Genomic DNA, 17,503 nt, shown 5'->3' with positions numbered 1-17,503 from the left:
TGTTCTGTAAAGTATTAAACAAAAAGGCATTAAATTAATAATGCCCTAATCGTTAACGGTATAATGCTGCTTTTCCTGCTGCATCAAATAATTCAATTTTATTTGCGACAACATTTCTACAAGCTTTAATACTTTCCGGATAAATTTCTAATGGTTCTCTGTATCCTTCATTAGAACTCAATACTTCTCTACATTTTTCATAGAATGCCACTTTAATATCACTTGAGATATTGATTTTTGAAACTCCAATTTTTACTGCTTCTGCAATTTCTTCATCTTTGTTTGAAGAACCGCCATGCAGAACTAGTGGAATATTAACAATATCCTTAATTTCCTTTAAGATATCCAAACGTAATTCTGGTTTCATATCTTTTGGATAAATACCATGAGCTGTTCCTATTGCTACTGCAAGGGTATCAACATTCGTTTTATCAACAAAATCTTTTGCCTGTTTAGGATCGGTGTAAATTACATCTTTGGTTCCACCTTCAATTGAGTTACCTGTAACTCCAATCGTTCCTAACTCTGCTTCTACTGATACATTTTTTGGATGAGCCAGTGCAACTACTTCTTTGGTAATTGCGATATTTTCTTCATATGGTTGTTTTGATGCATCAATCATTACAGAGGTAAATCCTGCATTAATCGCACGTTTTACAATATCGATGGTATCTCCATGATCCAAGTGAATAACTACTGGAATATCTGCTTTATTTGCTTCATAGATCATACTTTGAATTAAACTTTCTTCCACGAATACTAATTCGTCTGGAGATAATTCTAAGATAACTGGAGCATCTTTTGCGATTGACTCCTGCATAACTGCTTTTAATAATTGGTCACTTCCGATATTGAATGCTGGTACTGCAAATCCTTTTTCATTAGCTACTGCTAATAATTCTTTCATATTCATTAACATTTGATATAATCCTTCTTTCTATAATGATTTTCCATTTGATTTTGATAATCGAATATAATGTCTTACTAATTCCTGACTATCTTTTTCTACCTGATGCATCATCACCCAATAGTTTATATCTGGATCTTTTTCTAGATGCTTTTTAATACTATCTACATTGGCATTCATAAAATCACAACCTACATTAATTTTATTGATTCCAAATTCTACGCATTTCTTTATATTTTCATCACCAGAACCAGATCCTCCATGTAATACGAGAGGCATCTTTGTTGCTTCTTTGATTTCTTTTAATCGATCAAAGTCAAATTCTGGTACATAACCTTCTGGATAATTTCCGTGTGATGTTCCAATGGAAATTGCTAATGCATCAATACCTGATTCCTGTGCAAATCGTTTTGCCTCTTGTGGATCTGTCAGCATTGATTCCTTAGTGAACTTTCCACCTTCACTACCACCCATACAACCAATTTCACCTTCTACACTAACATCATAAGCTTTTGCGAATTCAACAATCTCCTTTGACATCTGAATGTTACCATCCAAATCAAATCTTGATGCATCCACCATTACTGATGAATAACCATCAACGATTGCTTTCTTTAGTAGCCCGATTTCTTCCCCATGATCAAAATTTAATGCTACTTCTACGCTTGCTCGTTGTGCTAAGGTTTTTACAATTGGAGCAATTAATGCACTGTCACAATGTTCCACCATATGTTCCTGAACAATGTTCACGATGATTGGTGCACGTTCCTGCTGTGCTGCCTCAATTACTGCTCTTGCTGTTTCAATATTGAAACAATTGATTGCCATAACTGCATAATTTTCTTTGTCTGCTCTTTCAAGCATACCTTTCATTGAAACATACATAGTTTATTTCTCCTTATTCTGTAATTACAATTCCAGATAAGTCTAATTCCTCTTCCTCTTCATCGACAATCTCAGTCTCTACTGCTACTTTCTTAGTAACGACTAAGATTACTGCTGTTAAGATTGTTCCTGCACCTAATGCAATTAGGAAACCAATTGGATTTTCCATTGCTGGTACAATAAACATTCCACCACTTGGAACTGAAGATCCTACACCCATTGTCATAATTAGTGCTCCACCTAATGCACCTCCAGCAGTACACGCTCCAATTACACGAAGTGGATCATTCGCTGCGATTGGAATAACTCCTTCAGTAATCATACAGATTCCCATAGGGAAGGCAATTTTAATATTATCTGCTTCTTGTTTTGTATATTTTTTCTTATTGATAATCCATGCTAACGTTACTCCAAATGGAGGAATCATTGATGCACAAATCTTACAAGCCTCTGGACCATAAATTCCTTCTAACAATAATCCATCTGCAAATAGTGATGCAACTTTATTTACTGGACCACCAAAGTCAAATGCTGCCATTCCTCCCATAACTGCTCCAAAGATGAAACTTGATCCTCCTTGTAATCCAGTTAATGTTTCGGTTAACCATTCTGATAACCAAACAATTGGTACTCCTAATACAAAGAACATTAATAATCCAATTATGGTAGTTGATACCATTGGAAGAATCATCATAGGCATTAAACCTTCTGCCCATTTTGGAACTTTTAGTGCTCCTCTCATCCATCTGATGAAGTAACCAACTAAGTATCCTCCTAACATTCCTCCAAGAAACCCTGCACCAATTGAGTTAGCAATTAACCCCATAAATAAACCTGGTGCAATACCTGGACGATCAGCTATGGAATAAGATACACCTGCTGCCATTACTGGAGCAATTAGTCCCATTCCAAGTACCCCTAATGATACTAGAGCATCTGGTATACTGTATGCTGCTTTATAATCTGAAATCACACTTCCATCTGTTAGATTTCCAACTGCAATTAATAATCCTGCTGTTACGATTAGTGGTAACATGTATGAAATCGCAGTCATTGCATGTTTTTTTAACTGTAAATTTTTCATATTATCCCCCTTATAGACCTAAATCATTTTGAATTTTATTAAGTAATGCTTTTGGTGATTTAATAACGATGTGAGTTGGAACTTCTACAGTCTTCTTTCCAGCAAACCGTTCTTTACCACCTACTTTGATATCCGCAGCAATGATTACAACATCAGCTGCTTTGATATCTTCTGCCTTTAATTCATCTTCAGTACCAATCGTTCCCTGTGTTTCCACATGAATTTCATGACCCAAAGCTTCGGCTGCACGCATCAGTTTTTCTTTTGCGATATATGTATGTGCGATTCCTGATGTACATGCAGCAATACCTACTATTTTCATAACATCCTCCTTGAACTCTTAACCTATTTTTAAGATAACAAATAACTGTTTCCGCTTAATAATAAGTTGCGTCATTTTAATGTGGTAATTCTTTTTACGATGCAAATATCTCCTTTAATTCCTCGACTTTTGTCATCTTCATAAGTTTGTCTACAGCCTCATCATTTCCTAATTTTGTGGCAATTTCTGCTAATAACTTCATATGATTTCTAGCATATTCATGATCATTACTTACAGCAAACAAGAAAATTAAATTGACTCCGTTCCCATCCAATGTCTCCCACTCAATTTCATTATTTAGTTTTCCAATTGCAATCCCTACCTGCTTTACTGAATCACTTTTCCCATGAGGAATCGCAATATAATTTCCAATTCCCGTAGACCCCTGTGCTTCTCTTTCATAAATATCCTCTACAAACTCATCAATATTATCAACATATCCAGCTGCTTTTAATTTTTCAGCTAAATGTGTAATTGTATCTTTCTTGTCTGTTGTATTCATTGATAAATCAATGATTCTTTCATCAATTGCATCTATAACTTTCATACTTCTCTCCTATCGTATTAAATACCTGTATAATTCTAAATTTGTTTCCATTGATTTTAACTTTAAAATCTTCTCATTACTTTCAACCAAAGAAACATACTGCTTATAGAAAGACTGAGCTTGTCGACTTTCTTCTTTGCTGATCATCCGCATCGCAAGTAAGAAAACAATATCTACTTCCTCACGATCCCAGATGATTGGTTTATCAAGAATTGCAATCGCCACTTTAGGTTCATTTACATAAAACTGATTCCCATGAGGTAGCGCAATTCCATTTCCAATTTCTGTAGTTGTTGCATGTTCACGATCAAATACACTCTGCTCAAAATCTTTTGTCACAAAACCTTTCGCATTCATGCGTTTAATCATAATTTTTAATAGTTCTTTTTTACTCGAACATTTTACATTTATAAAAATCAATTCCGGATCAAATAACTGGTGACAGATTGCATCAAAGACATTACTTTCTTTTGTTCTGTCCAAAGATACTTCTTTCATTTTTTTTGATAATAAGTGTAACCACTCATCATTTAATGCATCTGGTATATAGAAAATCCTCTCATCTTCAAAAGGAAGTTCTACCATACTCATAACCAAACCAAACTCTTTATATTTTGATTTATTAAAGTCATGAGATCCAGTTACTTTAATTTCACGTATTTCAGGATATACTTTATTTATTCTTTGAATAAGAATTTGTATCATACTATTCGAATGATTCGATACAATAAGTAGTTTATACTCTTGTTCTTTACGGTCTAATGCTGCCTGTATATACAAACAGATAAAGCCTAATTCATCTTCGGTTATTTTAAAATTAAAGTATTTTTCAAATAATACACTCGTACTCCACATCTGACGAAACAGATGTTTATACTCTTTCTTAATAAAATAGAGAAGGGAATTAGAAGACGGTTTTCCATATTCCATTCGAAATACAGTTGACCTTAAGTGATTCAGCAAACTGTTCTTTAAGATATGGTCATCTCGGATATCACTACTTAAAATCGTACTTGCCATATCAATCAATTCATCCGTAAATGCAATTAGTCTTGCATCATAACGGGTTACAATTTCTTTATTTTCAAAATCTACTTCTTCTCCTAAAAAACGTGAACAAAGGATTTGTATGACTAGAAAATGTACTTCTTCATTAGAAAATTTAAGATTAAATTCTGCTTCAATTTTTTCAAAAATTGCTTTGGCGAACGTATACTCATGATATTGCTCTATGGTTTTTAAATCTTTGGTATCAATTTTAAAAGTACCTTTATTACAACGATGAATTGCCATACAGTAATATACTAAAATCTCATAAAATGATTCATCACTAAATTCAAACTTCCACTCATTTTCAACATCCAGCATTATTCGTTTTACTTTATCAATTTGTATACCAGGTAAAATATCCATGATATTCTTTTCAATTGATTTTGTCTGTGAACTTCTCATAATAATTTTCTTTAATACATTACGATAATTGGATTCATTGAAAAAGATGATGATTCCATCATTTCTAGTATTTTTTAAAGTAATATGTTGTTCATTAAGATAAACTTCACATTCCTTTAATATCTTTAGAATAGTTGGTGTACTTAAATATAAGTAGTTTGCCAGCATCGTAGTAGTAATTATTTCTTTTTTACGGTTTTTAAAGATATAGCTTAATACATCAAACATTCGTTCATCGCTATCTTGTATAGTTAAGAGTTCATCCGTATTATAAATAATCTGTTTGATTTTACTACGTTGATTGTCATCTACTTCCAGCCAATTTCCAATTCTTGGTTTCTTTTGAATTTCACCAAGTTCATTGTCTAAGAGATATTCATTAATTTCACTGATTTTAGTACGTGTTGTCTTTTCCGATATTCTTGCACTCTCAGCAATATCTTTGGTTGTAACTAATTCGTTTTCCAACAGACACTCTAAAATTTTCGTAAAGTAGTAGTTTCGTTTCTCTAGTTTCATAGCTCCTCCTTTATATATAACTTAACAAATTAAAGATTTATTAAAAAAAATAAATCGGCACTTTAATGTGGTAAATATATTTGCTCTTAGAAAAAAATTACCACATTTACCATATAAATGATATGTATAAAAAAATACTTACACATTAATTTTAGGTGTGTTATAATCATACGCATGGCAGTACCAGTTATGAGAAGGCTATCTCATGACTGGTACTTCTTTTTTTAGGAGGATTATATGAATAATTATTTAGAAAATGAAAAAATTTGGAAGTTAATGATGAAGTTTTCCATTCCTTGTATTATGTCTCTATTAGTATCATCACTCTACAATATTGTAGATCAGATATTTATTGGACAGGGAATTGGTTATTTAGGAAATGGGGCAACAAATGTGGTGTTCCCAATTACAATTATTGCCTTGGCAGTTGCTTTGATGTGTGGAGATGGATGTGCAGCATTTCTTAGTATCTGTCAGGGAAAGAAAGATGATGAAAAATCTCATGTAAGTGTTGGGAATACAATTGTATTAGTACTTGCCATCAGTTTGGTATTTGTAGTTATTTTGTTTGTTTTTCAAGAGCAATTACTAGCAGCATTTGGTGCTACACCAAATAATATTGTATATGCCAGAGAGTACTATACTTATATTGTGATAGGAATACCATTCTTTATGTTTGGTAATGCAATGTGCTCAGTTATTCGTGCCGATGGAAATCCAAAATATTCGATGTTAGCAACTCTTGTAGGAGCAATTATCAATGTGATTTTTGATCCAATTGCCATCTTCATCTTTGGATGGGGAATGATGGGTGCAGCTCTAGCAACTATTTTTGGACAAATTATAAGTGCAATTTTATGTTATTTGTACTTAAGAAATTCAAAAACATTTACGTTAAAAAGAAAGAGTTTTAAATTATCTGCATCTGTTATTAAAGAATACTTACCACTTGGTATCAGCAGTTTTTTAACTCAAATCTCAATTGTAGTTATTATGATTGCAATGAATAATATGTTAGTAAAATATGGAGCATTATCAAAATATGGTGCTGATATACCATTAACAGTAATGGGAATTGTTATGAAAGTATTCCAAATTGTAATTTCGATTGTTGTTGGTATTGCAGCTGGAGCCCAACCAATTGTTGGATATAACTATGGAGCAGGGAAGTATGGCAGGGTAAAACAAGTTTATAAAACAATGATGGTTGCTCAGTTAGTTGTAGGTATCATTGCTATGTTTATATTTGAAGTATTTCCATCATCTATCATTAATATCTTTGGAAGTGAAAGTGCATTATACAATGAATTTGCTGTACAATCTTTCCGTATATTCTTATGTACGATTGTATTATGTTGTATTCAAAAATCTACAAGTATCTTTTTACAGTCACTTGGAAAACCAGTATTATCAACTGGATTGTCTTTATTAAGAGATTTCATACTAAGTGTTCCATTGGTAATAATTTTACCAATGCAGTTTGGATTAGAAGGAGTATTATACTCTGCACCGATTGCTGACATTGTATCTTTAATTGCAGTAGTTCTATCCACTCGTTATATATTTAAAATGATGAATGAAGAGCAAGAACAAGAAATAAAAATACAGTATGCAAACTAAAAGCAAAGGAAATTTCCTTTGCTTTTTTATTTCTTATAAATTCCAGCTATATGGTTACTAAATCCTATTAATTCTTTTTTCTGACAAATGTAGAAATGAAAGCTTAACCAGTTCTTATATTCTTCTTCACTCATTGCATTAATTTTATCAGCAAACAATTCACTCGTTCCATCTTGAGCAAATTCTTCAATCAATGTAAGATTATTATCGTTCGCACATTCTTTCATATCATCATAAGTTAAGAATGTAAATGGTTCATCAACTAATCGATGTTCTTCTGCTTTATAAACACTCTCATCAATTAAAAGGTGAGAATCATATCTCATTTGCTCACAGATTACTATCATATCATGCGAAATATATGCTATTAGAATTATTCCATCATCTTTTACAACCCTTTTCATCTCATTAATAGATTGAACTCTTTCTTTATTTGTTTTTAAATGATAAAAAGGTCCCAAACACATAATAATATCAAATGTATTATCTTCTAACATTGAAAGATCTAGCGCATTTCCTAAAATTGGAGTTACTCTCATATCATCAGTTATTTTACTTTTTAATATATTTAAGTTTCTTTCTACTGGTTCCACTGCAGTTACATCATAGCCCTGTTTTGCATAATGTATACTATATGCTCCTGTAGCAGCTCCCAATTCTAATAATTTACTATCTTCTTTTAAATACTTTTGAATAAAATGGTCAGTTGTTATAAACTCGATTGAGTTTGCTTTTGTTGTTTTTAATCTTTCATCTTCATTAAAATGCTCATATAGTTCTTCTAATTTCATAAGTCTATCTCCTTTTTAGTATAATCTAATTTTTTATTTAAGATAATGTAAGTTTAATAATATCTACCCCATATTTATCTTTATACATTTCACTAAATGCATTTTTTCGTGGTTTGATTGTAACTGATTTTTTATTCATAGTAATCGTTGAAAATTGCTGAATAAGTACATAATGATCTATTGGCTCTAATTTTTCTACTAACACTAAATTATCCTTTGTATCTAAAATTTCAATTGTTGGTAATATTTTTAAATAATCTAACACCTGTACTTTTATATTAACAGTTCCATATGTTGAATTCTTTTGTTTATATATACAACTATATTGTTCTCCATCTTTAATAATTTCATTTACTATTTTCTCAATATTTATTATTTCTTCTTTTGTTTCACAAAAATGTTTAATTAGAACATTTTTAACTTTGTTCAAAACCCAGATACCTGATTTCGTATTAAGTGATTGATAGTCTTCTTCACTAATACCATAATCAACATATCTTAACCATCCATCATATTTATAAATAGAGAGATTATCTATATATTCAGATTGTTCTTCTTTTAATCTAGTTGTGAAATTTATATAAAGATGATCAAATTTATCTTTAAATGAAAATTCAATTTCTCTTAATTTGAAAAGTAATCGATTAGTAGGTACTAAAGATTCTTTTTTTATGCATCCTTCACAACTTCTTCTTGTTTCTAATGCATCAGAGGAAACTTCTCTATAAAACCTAATATCCTTTATTTTTGACATAATATTTCTCCTCAATATTAAAAATTGTACAAAAAAAGGTCTTAAATTAAGACCTTAATGTTTATTTTTCTTCAACATATACAATTTTTAATCGACGTTGGTTACCTTCACCTTCTGATATGGTTGCCACATGTGGCATTGTAGTCAGATGATTATGAATTGCTTTACGCTCATCATTTGGCATTGGATCTAAGATTGCATCTGTTTTGGTAGAAACAACAGTTCTTGCAACTCTTGTTGCAATTCCTATTACTTTACGGTAACGATCATCCTTATAACCATTAATATCAACTAAACATGATATTCTTTTTTTGAATACTGATGAAACTGCTGATTTTAATACAGTGTTGATTGCTTGTAATGTTTGACCATTCTTACCAATCAAGATTGCATTGTTAGATGCATTTAAGTTTACTTTATAGAAATCTTTATCATCTTCAGTAATTGTCATTTCAATATCCATACCTATATTTTCAAAATATAGTTGTAAATAATCATAGATATAGTCTTTGATATCTTCTTTTGTATAAGCTTCGATTGTTACTTCTTTTCCTACTCCAAGAAATCCTGCTTTTTCCTCAATAATATTATAAGTAATATCTTCAGTACTTATATTCTGTTCACTGGAAATTTTACTTAAAATATCTTCTACTGTTTTTCCTGTATATTGTTTCATATGAACCTCCTTTAATTACTTAATGAAGTATTTTTGAATTACAATATTTTGAATTACCCTAGTAACCGCAGATACTAACCAATAGAATGACATCCCTAATGGCCAGTTAATTGCAAAGATAACGATCATCCCAACTGACATATACATCATCATGTTCATAGAGTTACCCATCATACCACCTTGTTTAGGAGGATTAGCATAATCTTTTGTCTTAACATTTGAATTTTCTTTACGTTTTTTCGCCAAGTATTGTGGCAATTTCATTGATACAACTTGGAATACTACCATTAATAAGAAAATAGCAATTACTGGGATATTCCCACTTGTAATACCTTCCATTGGAGTTCCAGTAAGTTTAATTCCTAGGAATGATCCTGAATTTACAACGTCAGCTCTCATTACTGCTTGATAGATTGCAAGAATAATTGGTAACTGAATAAACATTGTAACCATTGATCCCATAGGATTAATATCATGTTTCTTATATAATGCTTGTAATTCTTGTGCTTGACGCATTTTTGATGCTTGATCTGTTTTACCTTGATACTTTGCTTGAATACGCTGTTGATCAGGTTGAATCATTTGCATTTTTTGTGTAGCTACTTGTTGTTTGATTGAAACAGCTGCAGTAATAAAGTTAACCAATAACGTAACTGCAATAACCCCAATACCTGCATCAGTAGCATTACCAATAATATTAATTAATTGTGCGATTGGCCAAACAATAATATTAAACCAACCTTCTCCAATACTGTCACCATATGAAGTACTAGTTGTAATTAACTTACTTGGGTCAATATTACCATTAGAATCCCTTACACTTGTACACGCAGTAACAAATACAAGAAGAAAAACTGCCATCAGTAATATTTTCTTATTATCCTTCAAAAACTCTTTTATACGATTCATTATTTTTTTTCCTCATTTCTACTTCAACATAAATTTTCTTACTTTTTAATTGTAACTTGTTTATACAATCTTTCCAAGTTATTTTTATTGTTTTTATAGCTATTTTCAAGAAAATCTTCCTTTATTAACAGAATAGAATCAAAATCCTCTTCAAAATTGTAAATTTCACTCACCATCATACGTATTTGTCTTTTTACTTTATTACGTACAACTGCATTTCCAATTTTATTCTTAACTGTAATTCCTACTCTTGGTTGATTTTCTTTTTTTGCTTCTACATACAATACAATACCTGGACAATGATAATATTTTTTATGTTTGATAATGGATGTAAATTCATCCTTCTTTTTGATTCGGTATTTCTTTTTCATAAACTACCTCTTTTAAAATAAAAATATCTCATTACGAGATATTTTTAAGCTGATAAAACTTTTCTACCTTTACTACGTCTTCTTGCTAGAATGTTACGTCCTCCAGGTGTTTTCATACGAGCTCTAAACCCGTGAGTCTTCTGATGTTTTCTTTTACATGGTTGATATGTTCTTTTCAAAAGAGACACCTCCATTTCTTCTTTTTTCTCTAATATTTATATAAATCAACATTGCTTTATGATTATACCTTAACAACTACATAGAAGTCAATAACAATCGAAAAATAATAATATAAGAATTTATGCCTAAAATATTGAGAATTAGTTATAATTGTTATCTATTTTCCATACTCCAAAACAGATAGTTTTCCACATAGTGTGGAAAATGTTGAAAGATTACTATTAAGACGATTATATAAGGGTTTGTTATATTAAAAAGTTTGTTAAGAGGAGATTTGATGTTGAAAAGTTTTCCCTATTTTCCACTATGGAGAAATTTTGAATAATTATTTCCACAGTTTTTCCACACTCAAAAGATGTGGATAACTTTTTTTCATCATAATAATCCTTATTTAAAGGGTTTATGAATATCACACAGAATGTGGAAAACTATTTTGTATGTAGAATTATAATAGAATATAGTGTAATATATTTTATAGATTTACACACAATGAAAGGAGAATTTATATGAGTAATACTGTTCAAAATAATTTTCAATCCATTTGGAACCAAATTTTGAATAATATTAAGGATAATAATATCTTTGACGAACCAGTTTTCCACTCTTATATAAAAAAATCTCTTCTTTACAATGTAAGCGATGATCTAGCTGTTATTGAAGTACCGTATATAACGGACAAAAACTTCTTTATTCAGAATATTGATGAATTTAATCGACTATTAAGTGATGCTTTTGATCGAGATATCAAAAGCCAAATTGTGTTAACTAGTGAAATTTCAACAATCAAGAAAGAAGAAAAGAAAGATTTTATTTTCGAATATGGAAATAAAATACTTGATCAATATACCTTTGATAACTTTATTCAGGGACAAAGTAACCAACAGTCATTTGCTGCTGCTTATGGATGTGCATATTCAAAGGAAAAGAGTTTCTTTAATCCATTATTTATATATGGTAACTCTGGACTTGGTAAAACCCATTTATTACATGCAATATGTAATTACTTAAAGGATAATCGTCCTGAGATTAAATATTTATATATTGATGGTAATGATTTTATTTCACTAATTATTAATTCACTAAAAGAAAAGAACACAGATGAACTGATTGAAAATATTATACAACTTGATTATCTCTTAATTGATGATATTCAACATTTAGCAAAAACCAATCAATCACAAGAATTATTTTTCAATATTTACAACAAATTAAAGTCAAATGGTAAACAAATCATTTTAACGAGTGATGTATATCCTTCTGAATTAAAGAATATAAACGATCGTATTATCTCTCGTTTTACGTCTGGGCTATCAGTTAGTATTACATCTCCAGAATTTGAAACAGCAGTTTCTATCTTACAAAAGAAATTAGAGGGCAGAAATAAAGAAATTAATATAAGTGAAGATGCTTTATATTATATTGCACATAAATTTAACGAGGATGTACGTAAACTTGAAGGGGCATTGAATGAATTATTATTCAAAGCGATTATCTACAATCCACCAGTAATTGATGAGCAATTTACAATTGAGATGTTTAAGGAAAATCCAATTATTAATCAAAATGATGAATTAACAATTAAAAAAATAAAAAAAGAAGTATGTAATTACTATAATATTACCCAAAAACAAATTGAATCAAAATCAAGAACTGCAGATATTGCAAATGCACGTCATATCGCTATTTATCTTAGTAGGGAACTGTTGGATACACCTTTTAAAAGGATTGGATCTGAATTTGGTAACAGAGACCACTCTACAATTATGACATCTTATGATAAAATAAGTAGGTTACTAAAAGAAAAAAAGGTCTACAAAGACGTAATTAGTGATATCAAACGTAGGTTGGGTCTTGTTGCTTGAAATTTACCCACAATTTCCACTTAAATAATGAACACTATAAATTGTCAAATAAGACGATGAATAGTGTATTAAATTAAGTTTTCAACATTTTCCACATACTAATAGTAATATTCTTAAAAATAACTATATAAAAGGAGGATTTCCAAAATGTTTTTCAAAGTAAGTAAAAGAGAACTGCTGAATGGATTGAACATCGTATCAAGAGCTATTTCAAATTATTCACCATTACCTGCATTCTCAGGAATTAAATTTAATGTTAATGAAACTGATATTTGTTTAATGGCAAGTGATTCAGATATTTCTATTAAGACATATTTATCTGCAAGAGATGAATATCATTTAGAAATTATTAGAACTGGATCAATTGTTATTGAAGCTAAATATATTTTAGATATTGTTAGAAAGATGGATACAGATATTATTGAGATTGAAGTTGCTGATGGATGTAATGTTAAAATCAGTGATGAAAATTCTGAATTTAATATTATTGGTATGTATGCCAATGAATATCCATTAATTGATTTTGATAAGAGTGAAGATTTCTTTACCATTGGTAGTACAGAGTTAAAGAAAATTATAAATCAGACTATATTTGCAACAAGTGATAAAGATACTCGTCCATACTTAAATGGTATTAATTTCTTTATTGATGGTGATAATGTAGAATGTACTGCAACTGATTCTTATCGTCTAGCTAAAACATCTTTTAAAATTAATAAAAGTTTTAACTACAACATTATCATTCCAGCAAAGAGTTTAAATGAATTAATGAAATCATTAGATGAAGATAAAGAAATAGAAGTTTATCTTTCAAATAAGAAAGTATTATTTATTGTTGATAATACGACGATTCAAACTCGTTTAATTGATGGTAAATTTCCAGATACAAAGCAATTGATTCCTGAATCTTTTGCATATGAGTTACAATTAGATATCAGAGATATTTTAGGTTCTATTGACCGTGTAAGTTTTATTAAGAATGATGGAGTAAATATCATTAAATTAGATCTTAATAGTGAAGAATCTATTTTATCTAGTAAATCACAAGATATTGGATCTGCAATTGAAACTTTAAGAACTGCTCAGTTTACTGGAGACAATTTAAGTATTTCATTTAATGGTCGCTATGTATTTGAAGCAATTAAAGCAATTAATTCATCTACCATTGTATTTAAATTTAGTGGTGAAATGAAGCCATTTATTATTCAAGGTGTAGAGGACGATAAAGTACTTCAATTAGTACTTCCAGTTCGTACCTATTTATAAGAATTTGTGCACTGAAAATGTGCACTTTTTTTATGTCTCTTTTCGGTTTTTCTATTCTCCACAAATATTAGGTAAAATGTGGAAAATGTGGTATAATTATAACGATGTGAAATGAGGTTTTTACTATGAAAATACCAATAAATACAGAATATGTCACACTTGGGCAATTTCTTAAAATTACTGACTTTATAAGCAGTGGTGGAGAGGCTAAATTTGCAGTGAAAGAACTTGAAATTTCCGTAAACGGTGAAGCAGAAAATCGTCGTGGACGTAAATTGTATAAAAGCGATAAAATTACTATCGAAGGACAGACTTTTGAAATTGCATGAATTTAAAATTGTTATCAATTGTAAATTTCCGTAACTATGAAAAAGTACAAGTTGAATTTACACCAGGCATACATGTAATCGTTGGTAAAAATGGACAAGGTAAAACAAACTTATTAGAAAGCATTTATTATTTATCATGTACGAAGAGTCATCGTATTAAAGATGATCGTAGTCTTATAAAGAATAATTCTACTTTTTTTAATATAAGTGCGTGTATTGAAAAACAGGGTAAAGAAATTGAGATTCGCTGTAATCTTAATGAAAGTGGTAAAAATTTGTTTTTATATCGAAATCCTATTAAAAAGGTCAGTGACTTTATAGGCTTTTTTAATGCAGTGATGTTCTATCCAGATGATATGAATTTATTTTCTTCAACACCAAAACGAAGAAGACAGTTTGTTGATTTGGAATTAGGTAAATTATCAAAGACCTATACAAAAACATTGAATGATTATTATCAGATATTGAAAGAACGCAACAGTTATCTGAAGAATGACACTATTGATGAAATTTTCATTGATACTTTAGATGATCAGCTGATTGCACTTCAACTGAAGATAGTAAAACAACGTAAAAAATTCATGGATGATATTTTAAGTAAGAGTGAGGATTTTTATTTAAAGTTATCAGGGACTCATGGCAAGATTACTTATGATTATATTAGTGATGTGAACTATGATGAAAATGAAGAAGTTATGAAAAGCCAGTTATATGAGAAATATAAGAAAAATCGTAAAAAGGATTTATATTTTAAATCAACGAGTATTGGAATACATCGGGATGATTATATGTTTTATATGAATGGTGAAGAAGTAAATACCTTTGCTTCGCAAGGACAAAAACGAGTTATACTCTTAAGTCTGAAGTTGGGTATTGTTTATGCAATTCATGAAATTACGGGTGAATATCCAATATTATTATTGGATGATGTATTTTCGGAATTGGATGAAGAGCGAAGAAAGAAATTACTTGAATTATTACCGAAAGAAATACAAATATTTATTTCTACGACAGATATGATTCAAATTGAAAATTCAAATAATATCCATTATTGGAAAATTGATAATGGAATGATTGAGATAATGAGGAGGAATAGTCAATGAGTGAAGAAAAAGTACAGCATTCTTATACCGCAGACGATATACAGGTATTGGAAGGATTGGAAGCAGTTCGTAAAAGACCTGGTATGTATATTGGGACAACTGCAGAAAGAGGACTTCACCACTTAGTTTGGGAAATTGTAGATAATGGTATTGATGAGGCATTAGCTGGATATGCCAGTGACATTACTTTAGTAATTGAAAAAGATAATGTTATTCGTGTTGAAGATAATGGTCGTGGAATGCCAGTAGGTTTACATAAAAAAACTGGAATATCTACAGTAGAAACAATTTTTACAGTGCTGCATGCCGGAGGTAAATTCGGTGGAGGAGCTTATAAAGTAAGTGGAGGACTTCACGGTGTTGGTGCCTCGGTAGTAAATGCCTTATCAGAATGGTTGGAAGTTGAAGTTCATCAGGATGGTAAAATTAACTTTATTCGTTTTGAAAATGGTGGTAAAGCAATAGCTCCATTAAAAATTACTGGTGATACTGACAGACATGGATCAATTGTTAGATTTAAAGCTGATCCAACAATTTTCACAGAAACAACAGTTTATAATTTTGATACTTTGAAAACAAGAGTACGTCAGTTGGCATTCTTAAACAAAGGAATCAGAATGATTCTTATTGATGAACGTGGAGATGAAGAAGTTAAACAAATTTATCACTATGAAGGTGGTATTAAAGAATATGTAGAATATTTAAATAAGAGTAAAGAAGTTTTGCATAATGATGTTGTATATGTTGAAGGTGTGGAAGATGATATTATCGCTGAAATTGCGCTTCAATATAACAGTGGATATATGCCAAACGTATATTCTTTCTGTAATAATATTAATACGATTGAAGGGGGAACTCATGAAGATGGATTCCGTTTAGCCTTAACTAGAGTTATTAATAAGTATGCACAGGAAAATGGATTTATTAAAAAGGATGAATCCTTAGTTGGAGATGATGTTCGTGAAGGTATTACAGCAATTATTTCAATTAAGCATCCAAATCCTCAGTATGAAGGACAAACGAAAACAAAATTAGGAAACTCTGAAGTTCGTAAAATTGTATCATCAATTTTAGGGGCTCAACTGGAACGTTTCTTAATGGAAAATCCAGATACGGCAAAAATTATTATGGATAAAGCGGTTGTTGCATCAAAAGCAAGAATGGCTGCAAAAAAAGCAAGAGAACTTACAAGAAGAAAGAGTGCACTGGAAATTTCTTCTTTACCTGGTAAATTAGCTGACTGCTCTAGTAAAGATGCAAGTCAATGCGAAATCTACATAGTCGAAGGGGACTCTGCCGGAGGAAGTGCCAAACAAGGGCGTGATCCTAAATTTCAGGCAATTTTACCTATTCGAGGAAAAATTCTGAATGTTGAGAAAGCTCGACTTACAAGAATTTTTGAAAATCAGGAAATTCGCTCAATGATTACTGCATTTGGTACTGGTATTGGAGAAGAAGCTACAACTGAAAATCTTCGTTACCATAAAATTGTAATCATGACCGACGCCGATGTCGATGGAGCACATATTCGTACATTACTACTTACATTTTTCTATCGTTATTTAAAACCAGTTATTGAAGGTGGTTACATTTATGTAGCACAACCTCCTTTATATAAGGTACAACGTGGAAATAGTGTGAAGTATGCTTATTCAGATGCACAAATGGAAGAAATTCGTGCAGAGATGGGTGATCGTACAAATATCCAGCGTTATAAAGGTCTTGGAGAGATGAATGCAGATCAACTTTGGGAAACAACTATGAATCCTGAAAACAGAACAATGAAACAAGTAACAATCGATGATGCGATTGAAGCAGATGAAGTATTTTCAATATTGATGGGTGATGAAGTAGAACCTCGTCGTAACTTTATACAGGAAAATGCTGTATATGTTAAGAATTTAGATATTTAGGAGGCAATTATAA

18 protein-coding genes are annotated in these 17,503 nt (G+C 30.6%); 6 read left to right on the top strand and 12 right to left on the bottom strand.

Annotation, left to right across the window (positions count from 1 at the left end; genetic code table 11):
• Positions 1–52 precede the first annotated feature (52 nt).
• The 6 genes from J2S15_RS07710 to J2S15_RS07685 all read right to left on the bottom strand — a co-directional run bounded on the left by J2S15_RS07710 (position 53) and on the right by J2S15_RS07685 (position 5,716).
• On the bottom strand, positions 53–919 hold the full coding sequence (locus J2S15_RS07710; protein ID WP_307407008.1) for a ketose-bisphosphate aldolase: 867 nt from the start codon (positions 917–919) through the stop codon (positions 53–55).
• An 18-nt stretch (positions 920–937) separates the two neighbouring features.
• Positions 938–1,792: a class II fructose-bisphosphate aldolase gene (locus J2S15_RS07705; RefSeq protein WP_307407007.1), complete on the bottom strand. Its 855-nt coding sequence runs from the start codon at positions 1,790–1,792 to the stop codon at positions 938–940.
• Positions 1,793–1,805: 13 nt separating this feature from the next.
• Positions 1,806–2,876 carry a PTS fructose transporter subunit IIC gene (locus tag J2S15_RS07700; RefSeq protein WP_307407005.1) on the bottom strand — a complete coding sequence of 357 codons (1,071 nt, stop codon included), beginning with the start codon at positions 2,874–2,876 and terminating at the stop codon, positions 1,806–1,808.
• Positions 2,877–2,886: 10 nt separating this feature from the next.
• On the bottom strand, positions 2,887–3,198 hold the full coding sequence (locus J2S15_RS07695) for a PTS fructose transporter subunit IIB (RefSeq protein ID WP_307407003.1): 312 nt from the start codon (positions 3,196–3,198) through the stop codon (positions 2,887–2,889).
• A gap of 94 nt (positions 3,199–3,292) precedes the next feature.
• Positions 3,293–3,745, bottom strand: coding sequence for a PTS sugar transporter subunit IIA (locus J2S15_RS07690; RefSeq protein ID WP_307407001.1), 453 nt, complete (start codon positions 3,743–3,745; stop codon positions 3,293–3,295).
• A 9-nt stretch (positions 3,746–3,754) separates the two neighbouring features.
• Positions 3,755–5,716 (bottom strand): BglG family transcription antiterminator, encoded by a 1,962-nt coding sequence (locus J2S15_RS07685; protein WP_307406999.1) that lies wholly within the window; start codon positions 5,714–5,716, stop codon positions 3,755–3,757.
• Positions 5,717–5,953: 237 nt separating this feature from the next.
• Here J2S15_RS07685 and J2S15_RS07680 point away from each other — a divergent pair, with 237 nt between their 5' ends.
• On the top strand, positions 5,954–7,336 hold the full coding sequence (locus tag J2S15_RS07680; RefSeq protein ID WP_307406997.1) for an MATE family efflux transporter: 1,383 nt from the start codon (positions 5,954–5,956) through the stop codon (positions 7,334–7,336).
• Positions 7,337–7,362: 26 nt separating this feature from the next.
• Here J2S15_RS07680 and J2S15_RS07675 read toward each other — a convergent pair whose 3' ends face one another.
• The 6 genes from J2S15_RS07675 to rpmH form a co-directional block, all read right to left on the bottom strand.
• A complete protein-coding gene (locus J2S15_RS07675) occupies positions 7,363–8,127 on the bottom strand; it encodes a class I SAM-dependent methyltransferase (RefSeq protein WP_307406995.1) in 765 nt (254 codons plus the stop codon).
• Positions 8,128–8,164: 37 nt separating this feature from the next.
• Positions 8,165–8,881 carry a hypothetical protein gene (locus J2S15_RS07670; RefSeq protein WP_307406993.1) on the bottom strand — a complete coding sequence of 239 codons (717 nt, stop codon included), beginning with the start codon at positions 8,879–8,881 and terminating at the stop codon, positions 8,165–8,167.
• Positions 8,882–8,942: 61 nt separating this feature from the next.
• On the bottom strand, positions 8,943–9,557 hold the full coding sequence (locus J2S15_RS07665; protein ID WP_307406991.1) for a R3H domain-containing nucleic acid-binding protein: 615 nt from the start codon (positions 9,555–9,557) through the stop codon (positions 8,943–8,945).
• Positions 9,558–9,572: 15 nt separating this feature from the next.
• Positions 9,573–10,466, bottom strand: a complete 894-nt coding sequence (locus J2S15_RS07660; RefSeq protein WP_307406989.1) for a YidC/Oxa1 family membrane protein insertase — start codon at positions 10,464–10,466, stop codon at positions 9,573–9,575.
• Positions 10,467–10,504: 38 nt separating this feature from the next.
• Complete coding sequence (rnpA, locus tag J2S15_RS07655; RefSeq protein WP_307406987.1) at positions 10,505–10,837, bottom strand: ribonuclease P protein component; 333 nt, start codon at positions 10,835–10,837, stop codon at positions 10,505–10,507.
• 44 nt (positions 10,838–10,881) lie between these two features.
• Positions 10,882–11,016 carry a 50S ribosomal protein L34 gene (gene rpmH / locus J2S15_RS07650; protein ID WP_307406985.1) on the bottom strand — a complete coding sequence of 45 codons (135 nt, stop codon included), beginning with the start codon at positions 11,014–11,016 and terminating at the stop codon, positions 10,882–10,884.
• Positions 11,017–11,523: 507 nt separating this feature from the next.
• On the opposite strand from rpmH, the gene dnaA reads away from it, so the two are divergent.
• The 5 genes from dnaA to gyrB all read left to right on the top strand — a co-directional run bounded on the left by dnaA (position 11,524) and on the right by gyrB (position 17,490).
• Positions 11,524–12,879: a chromosomal replication initiator protein DnaA gene (gene dnaA / locus J2S15_RS07645; RefSeq protein WP_307406984.1), complete on the top strand. Its 1,356-nt coding sequence runs from the start codon at positions 11,524–11,526 to the stop codon at positions 12,877–12,879.
• Positions 12,880–13,026: 147 nt separating this feature from the next.
• Positions 13,027–14,145: a DNA polymerase III subunit beta gene (gene dnaN, locus J2S15_RS07640; protein ID WP_307406982.1), complete on the top strand. Its 1,119-nt coding sequence runs from the start codon at positions 13,027–13,029 to the stop codon at positions 14,143–14,145.
• Positions 14,146–14,270: 125 nt separating this feature from the next.
• Positions 14,271–14,474 carry a S4 domain-containing protein YaaA gene (yaaA, locus tag J2S15_RS07635; RefSeq protein WP_307406980.1) on the top strand — a complete coding sequence of 68 codons (204 nt, stop codon included), beginning with the start codon at positions 14,271–14,273 and terminating at the stop codon, positions 14,472–14,474.
• The gene (gene recF, locus J2S15_RS07630) at positions 14,471–15,577 is read left to right on the top strand and encodes a DNA replication/repair protein RecF (RefSeq protein ID WP_307406978.1); all 1,107 of its coding nucleotides are present in this window, start codon (positions 14,471–14,473) and stop codon (positions 15,575–15,577) included. Before yaaA ends, recF begins: the two co-directional genes overlap by 4 nt.
• Entirely contained in the window at positions 15,574–17,490 is a 1,917-nt protein-coding gene (gyrB, locus tag J2S15_RS07625; protein WP_307406977.1) for a DNA topoisomerase (ATP-hydrolyzing) subunit B, read from the top strand. The genes recF and gyrB overlap by 4 nt, the downstream gene beginning before the upstream one ends.
• Positions 17,491–17,503: the final 13 nt, after the last annotated feature.

It is taken from the genome of Breznakia pachnodae, from assembly GCF_030814225.1.
Lineage (GTDB): Bacteria > Bacillota_I > Bacilli_A > Erysipelotrichales > Erysipelotrichaceae > Breznakia > Breznakia pachnodae.
This window is presented reverse-complemented; position numbering and strand designations above follow the sequence as displayed.

Coding starts and splice junctions, on each gene's coding strand:
- J2S15_RS07710 (WP_307407008.1), bottom strand. CDS start 919: ATGTTAATGAATATGAAAGAATTATTAGCAGTAGCTAATGAAAAAGGA.
- J2S15_RS07705 (WP_307407007.1), bottom strand. CDS start 1,792: ATGTATGTTTCAATGAAAGGTATGCTTGAAAGAGCAGACAAAGAAAAT.
- J2S15_RS07700 (WP_307407005.1), bottom strand. CDS start 2,876: ATGAAAAATTTACAGTTAAAAAAACATGCAATGACTGCGATTTCATAC.
- J2S15_RS07695 (WP_307407003.1), bottom strand. CDS start 3,198: ATGAAAATAGTAGGTATTGCTGCATGTACATCAGGAATCGCACATACA.
- J2S15_RS07690 (WP_307407001.1), bottom strand. CDS start 3,745: ATGAAAGTTATAGATGCAATTGATGAAAGAATCATTGATTTATCAATG.
- J2S15_RS07685 (WP_307406999.1), bottom strand. CDS start 5,716: ATGAAACTAGAGAAACGAAACTACTACTTTACGAAAATTTTAGAGTGT.
- J2S15_RS07680 (WP_307406997.1), top strand. CDS start 5,954: ATGAATAATTATTTAGAAAATGAAAAAATTTGGAAGTTAATGATGAAG.
- J2S15_RS07675 (WP_307406995.1), bottom strand. CDS start 8,127: ATGAAATTAGAAGAACTATATGAGCATTTTAATGAAGATGAAAGATTA.
- J2S15_RS07670 (WP_307406993.1), bottom strand. CDS start 8,881: ATGTCAAAAATAAAGGATATTAGGTTTTATAGAGAAGTTTCCTCTGAT.
- J2S15_RS07665 (WP_307406991.1), bottom strand. CDS start 9,557: ATGAAACAATATACAGGAAAAACAGTAGAAGATATTTTAAGTAAAATT.
- J2S15_RS07660 (WP_307406989.1), bottom strand. CDS start 10,466: ATGAATCGTATAAAAGAGTTTTTGAAGGATAATAAGAAAATATTACTG.
- rnpA (WP_307406987.1), bottom strand. CDS start 10,837: ATGAAAAAGAAATACCGAATCAAAAAGAAGGATGAATTTACATCCATT.
- dnaA (WP_307406984.1), top strand. CDS start 11,524: ATGAGTAATACTGTTCAAAATAATTTTCAATCCATTTGGAACCAAATT.
- dnaN (WP_307406982.1), top strand. CDS start 13,027: ATGTTTTTCAAAGTAAGTAAAAGAGAACTGCTGAATGGATTGAACATC.
- yaaA (WP_307406980.1), top strand. CDS start 14,271: ATGAAAATACCAATAAATACAGAATATGTCACACTTGGGCAATTTCTT.
- recF (WP_307406978.1), top strand. CDS start 14,471: ATGAATTTAAAATTGTTATCAATTGTAAATTTCCGTAACTATGAAAAA.
- gyrB (WP_307406977.1), top strand. CDS start 15,574: ATGAGTGAAGAAAAAGTACAGCATTCTTATACCGCAGACGATATACAG.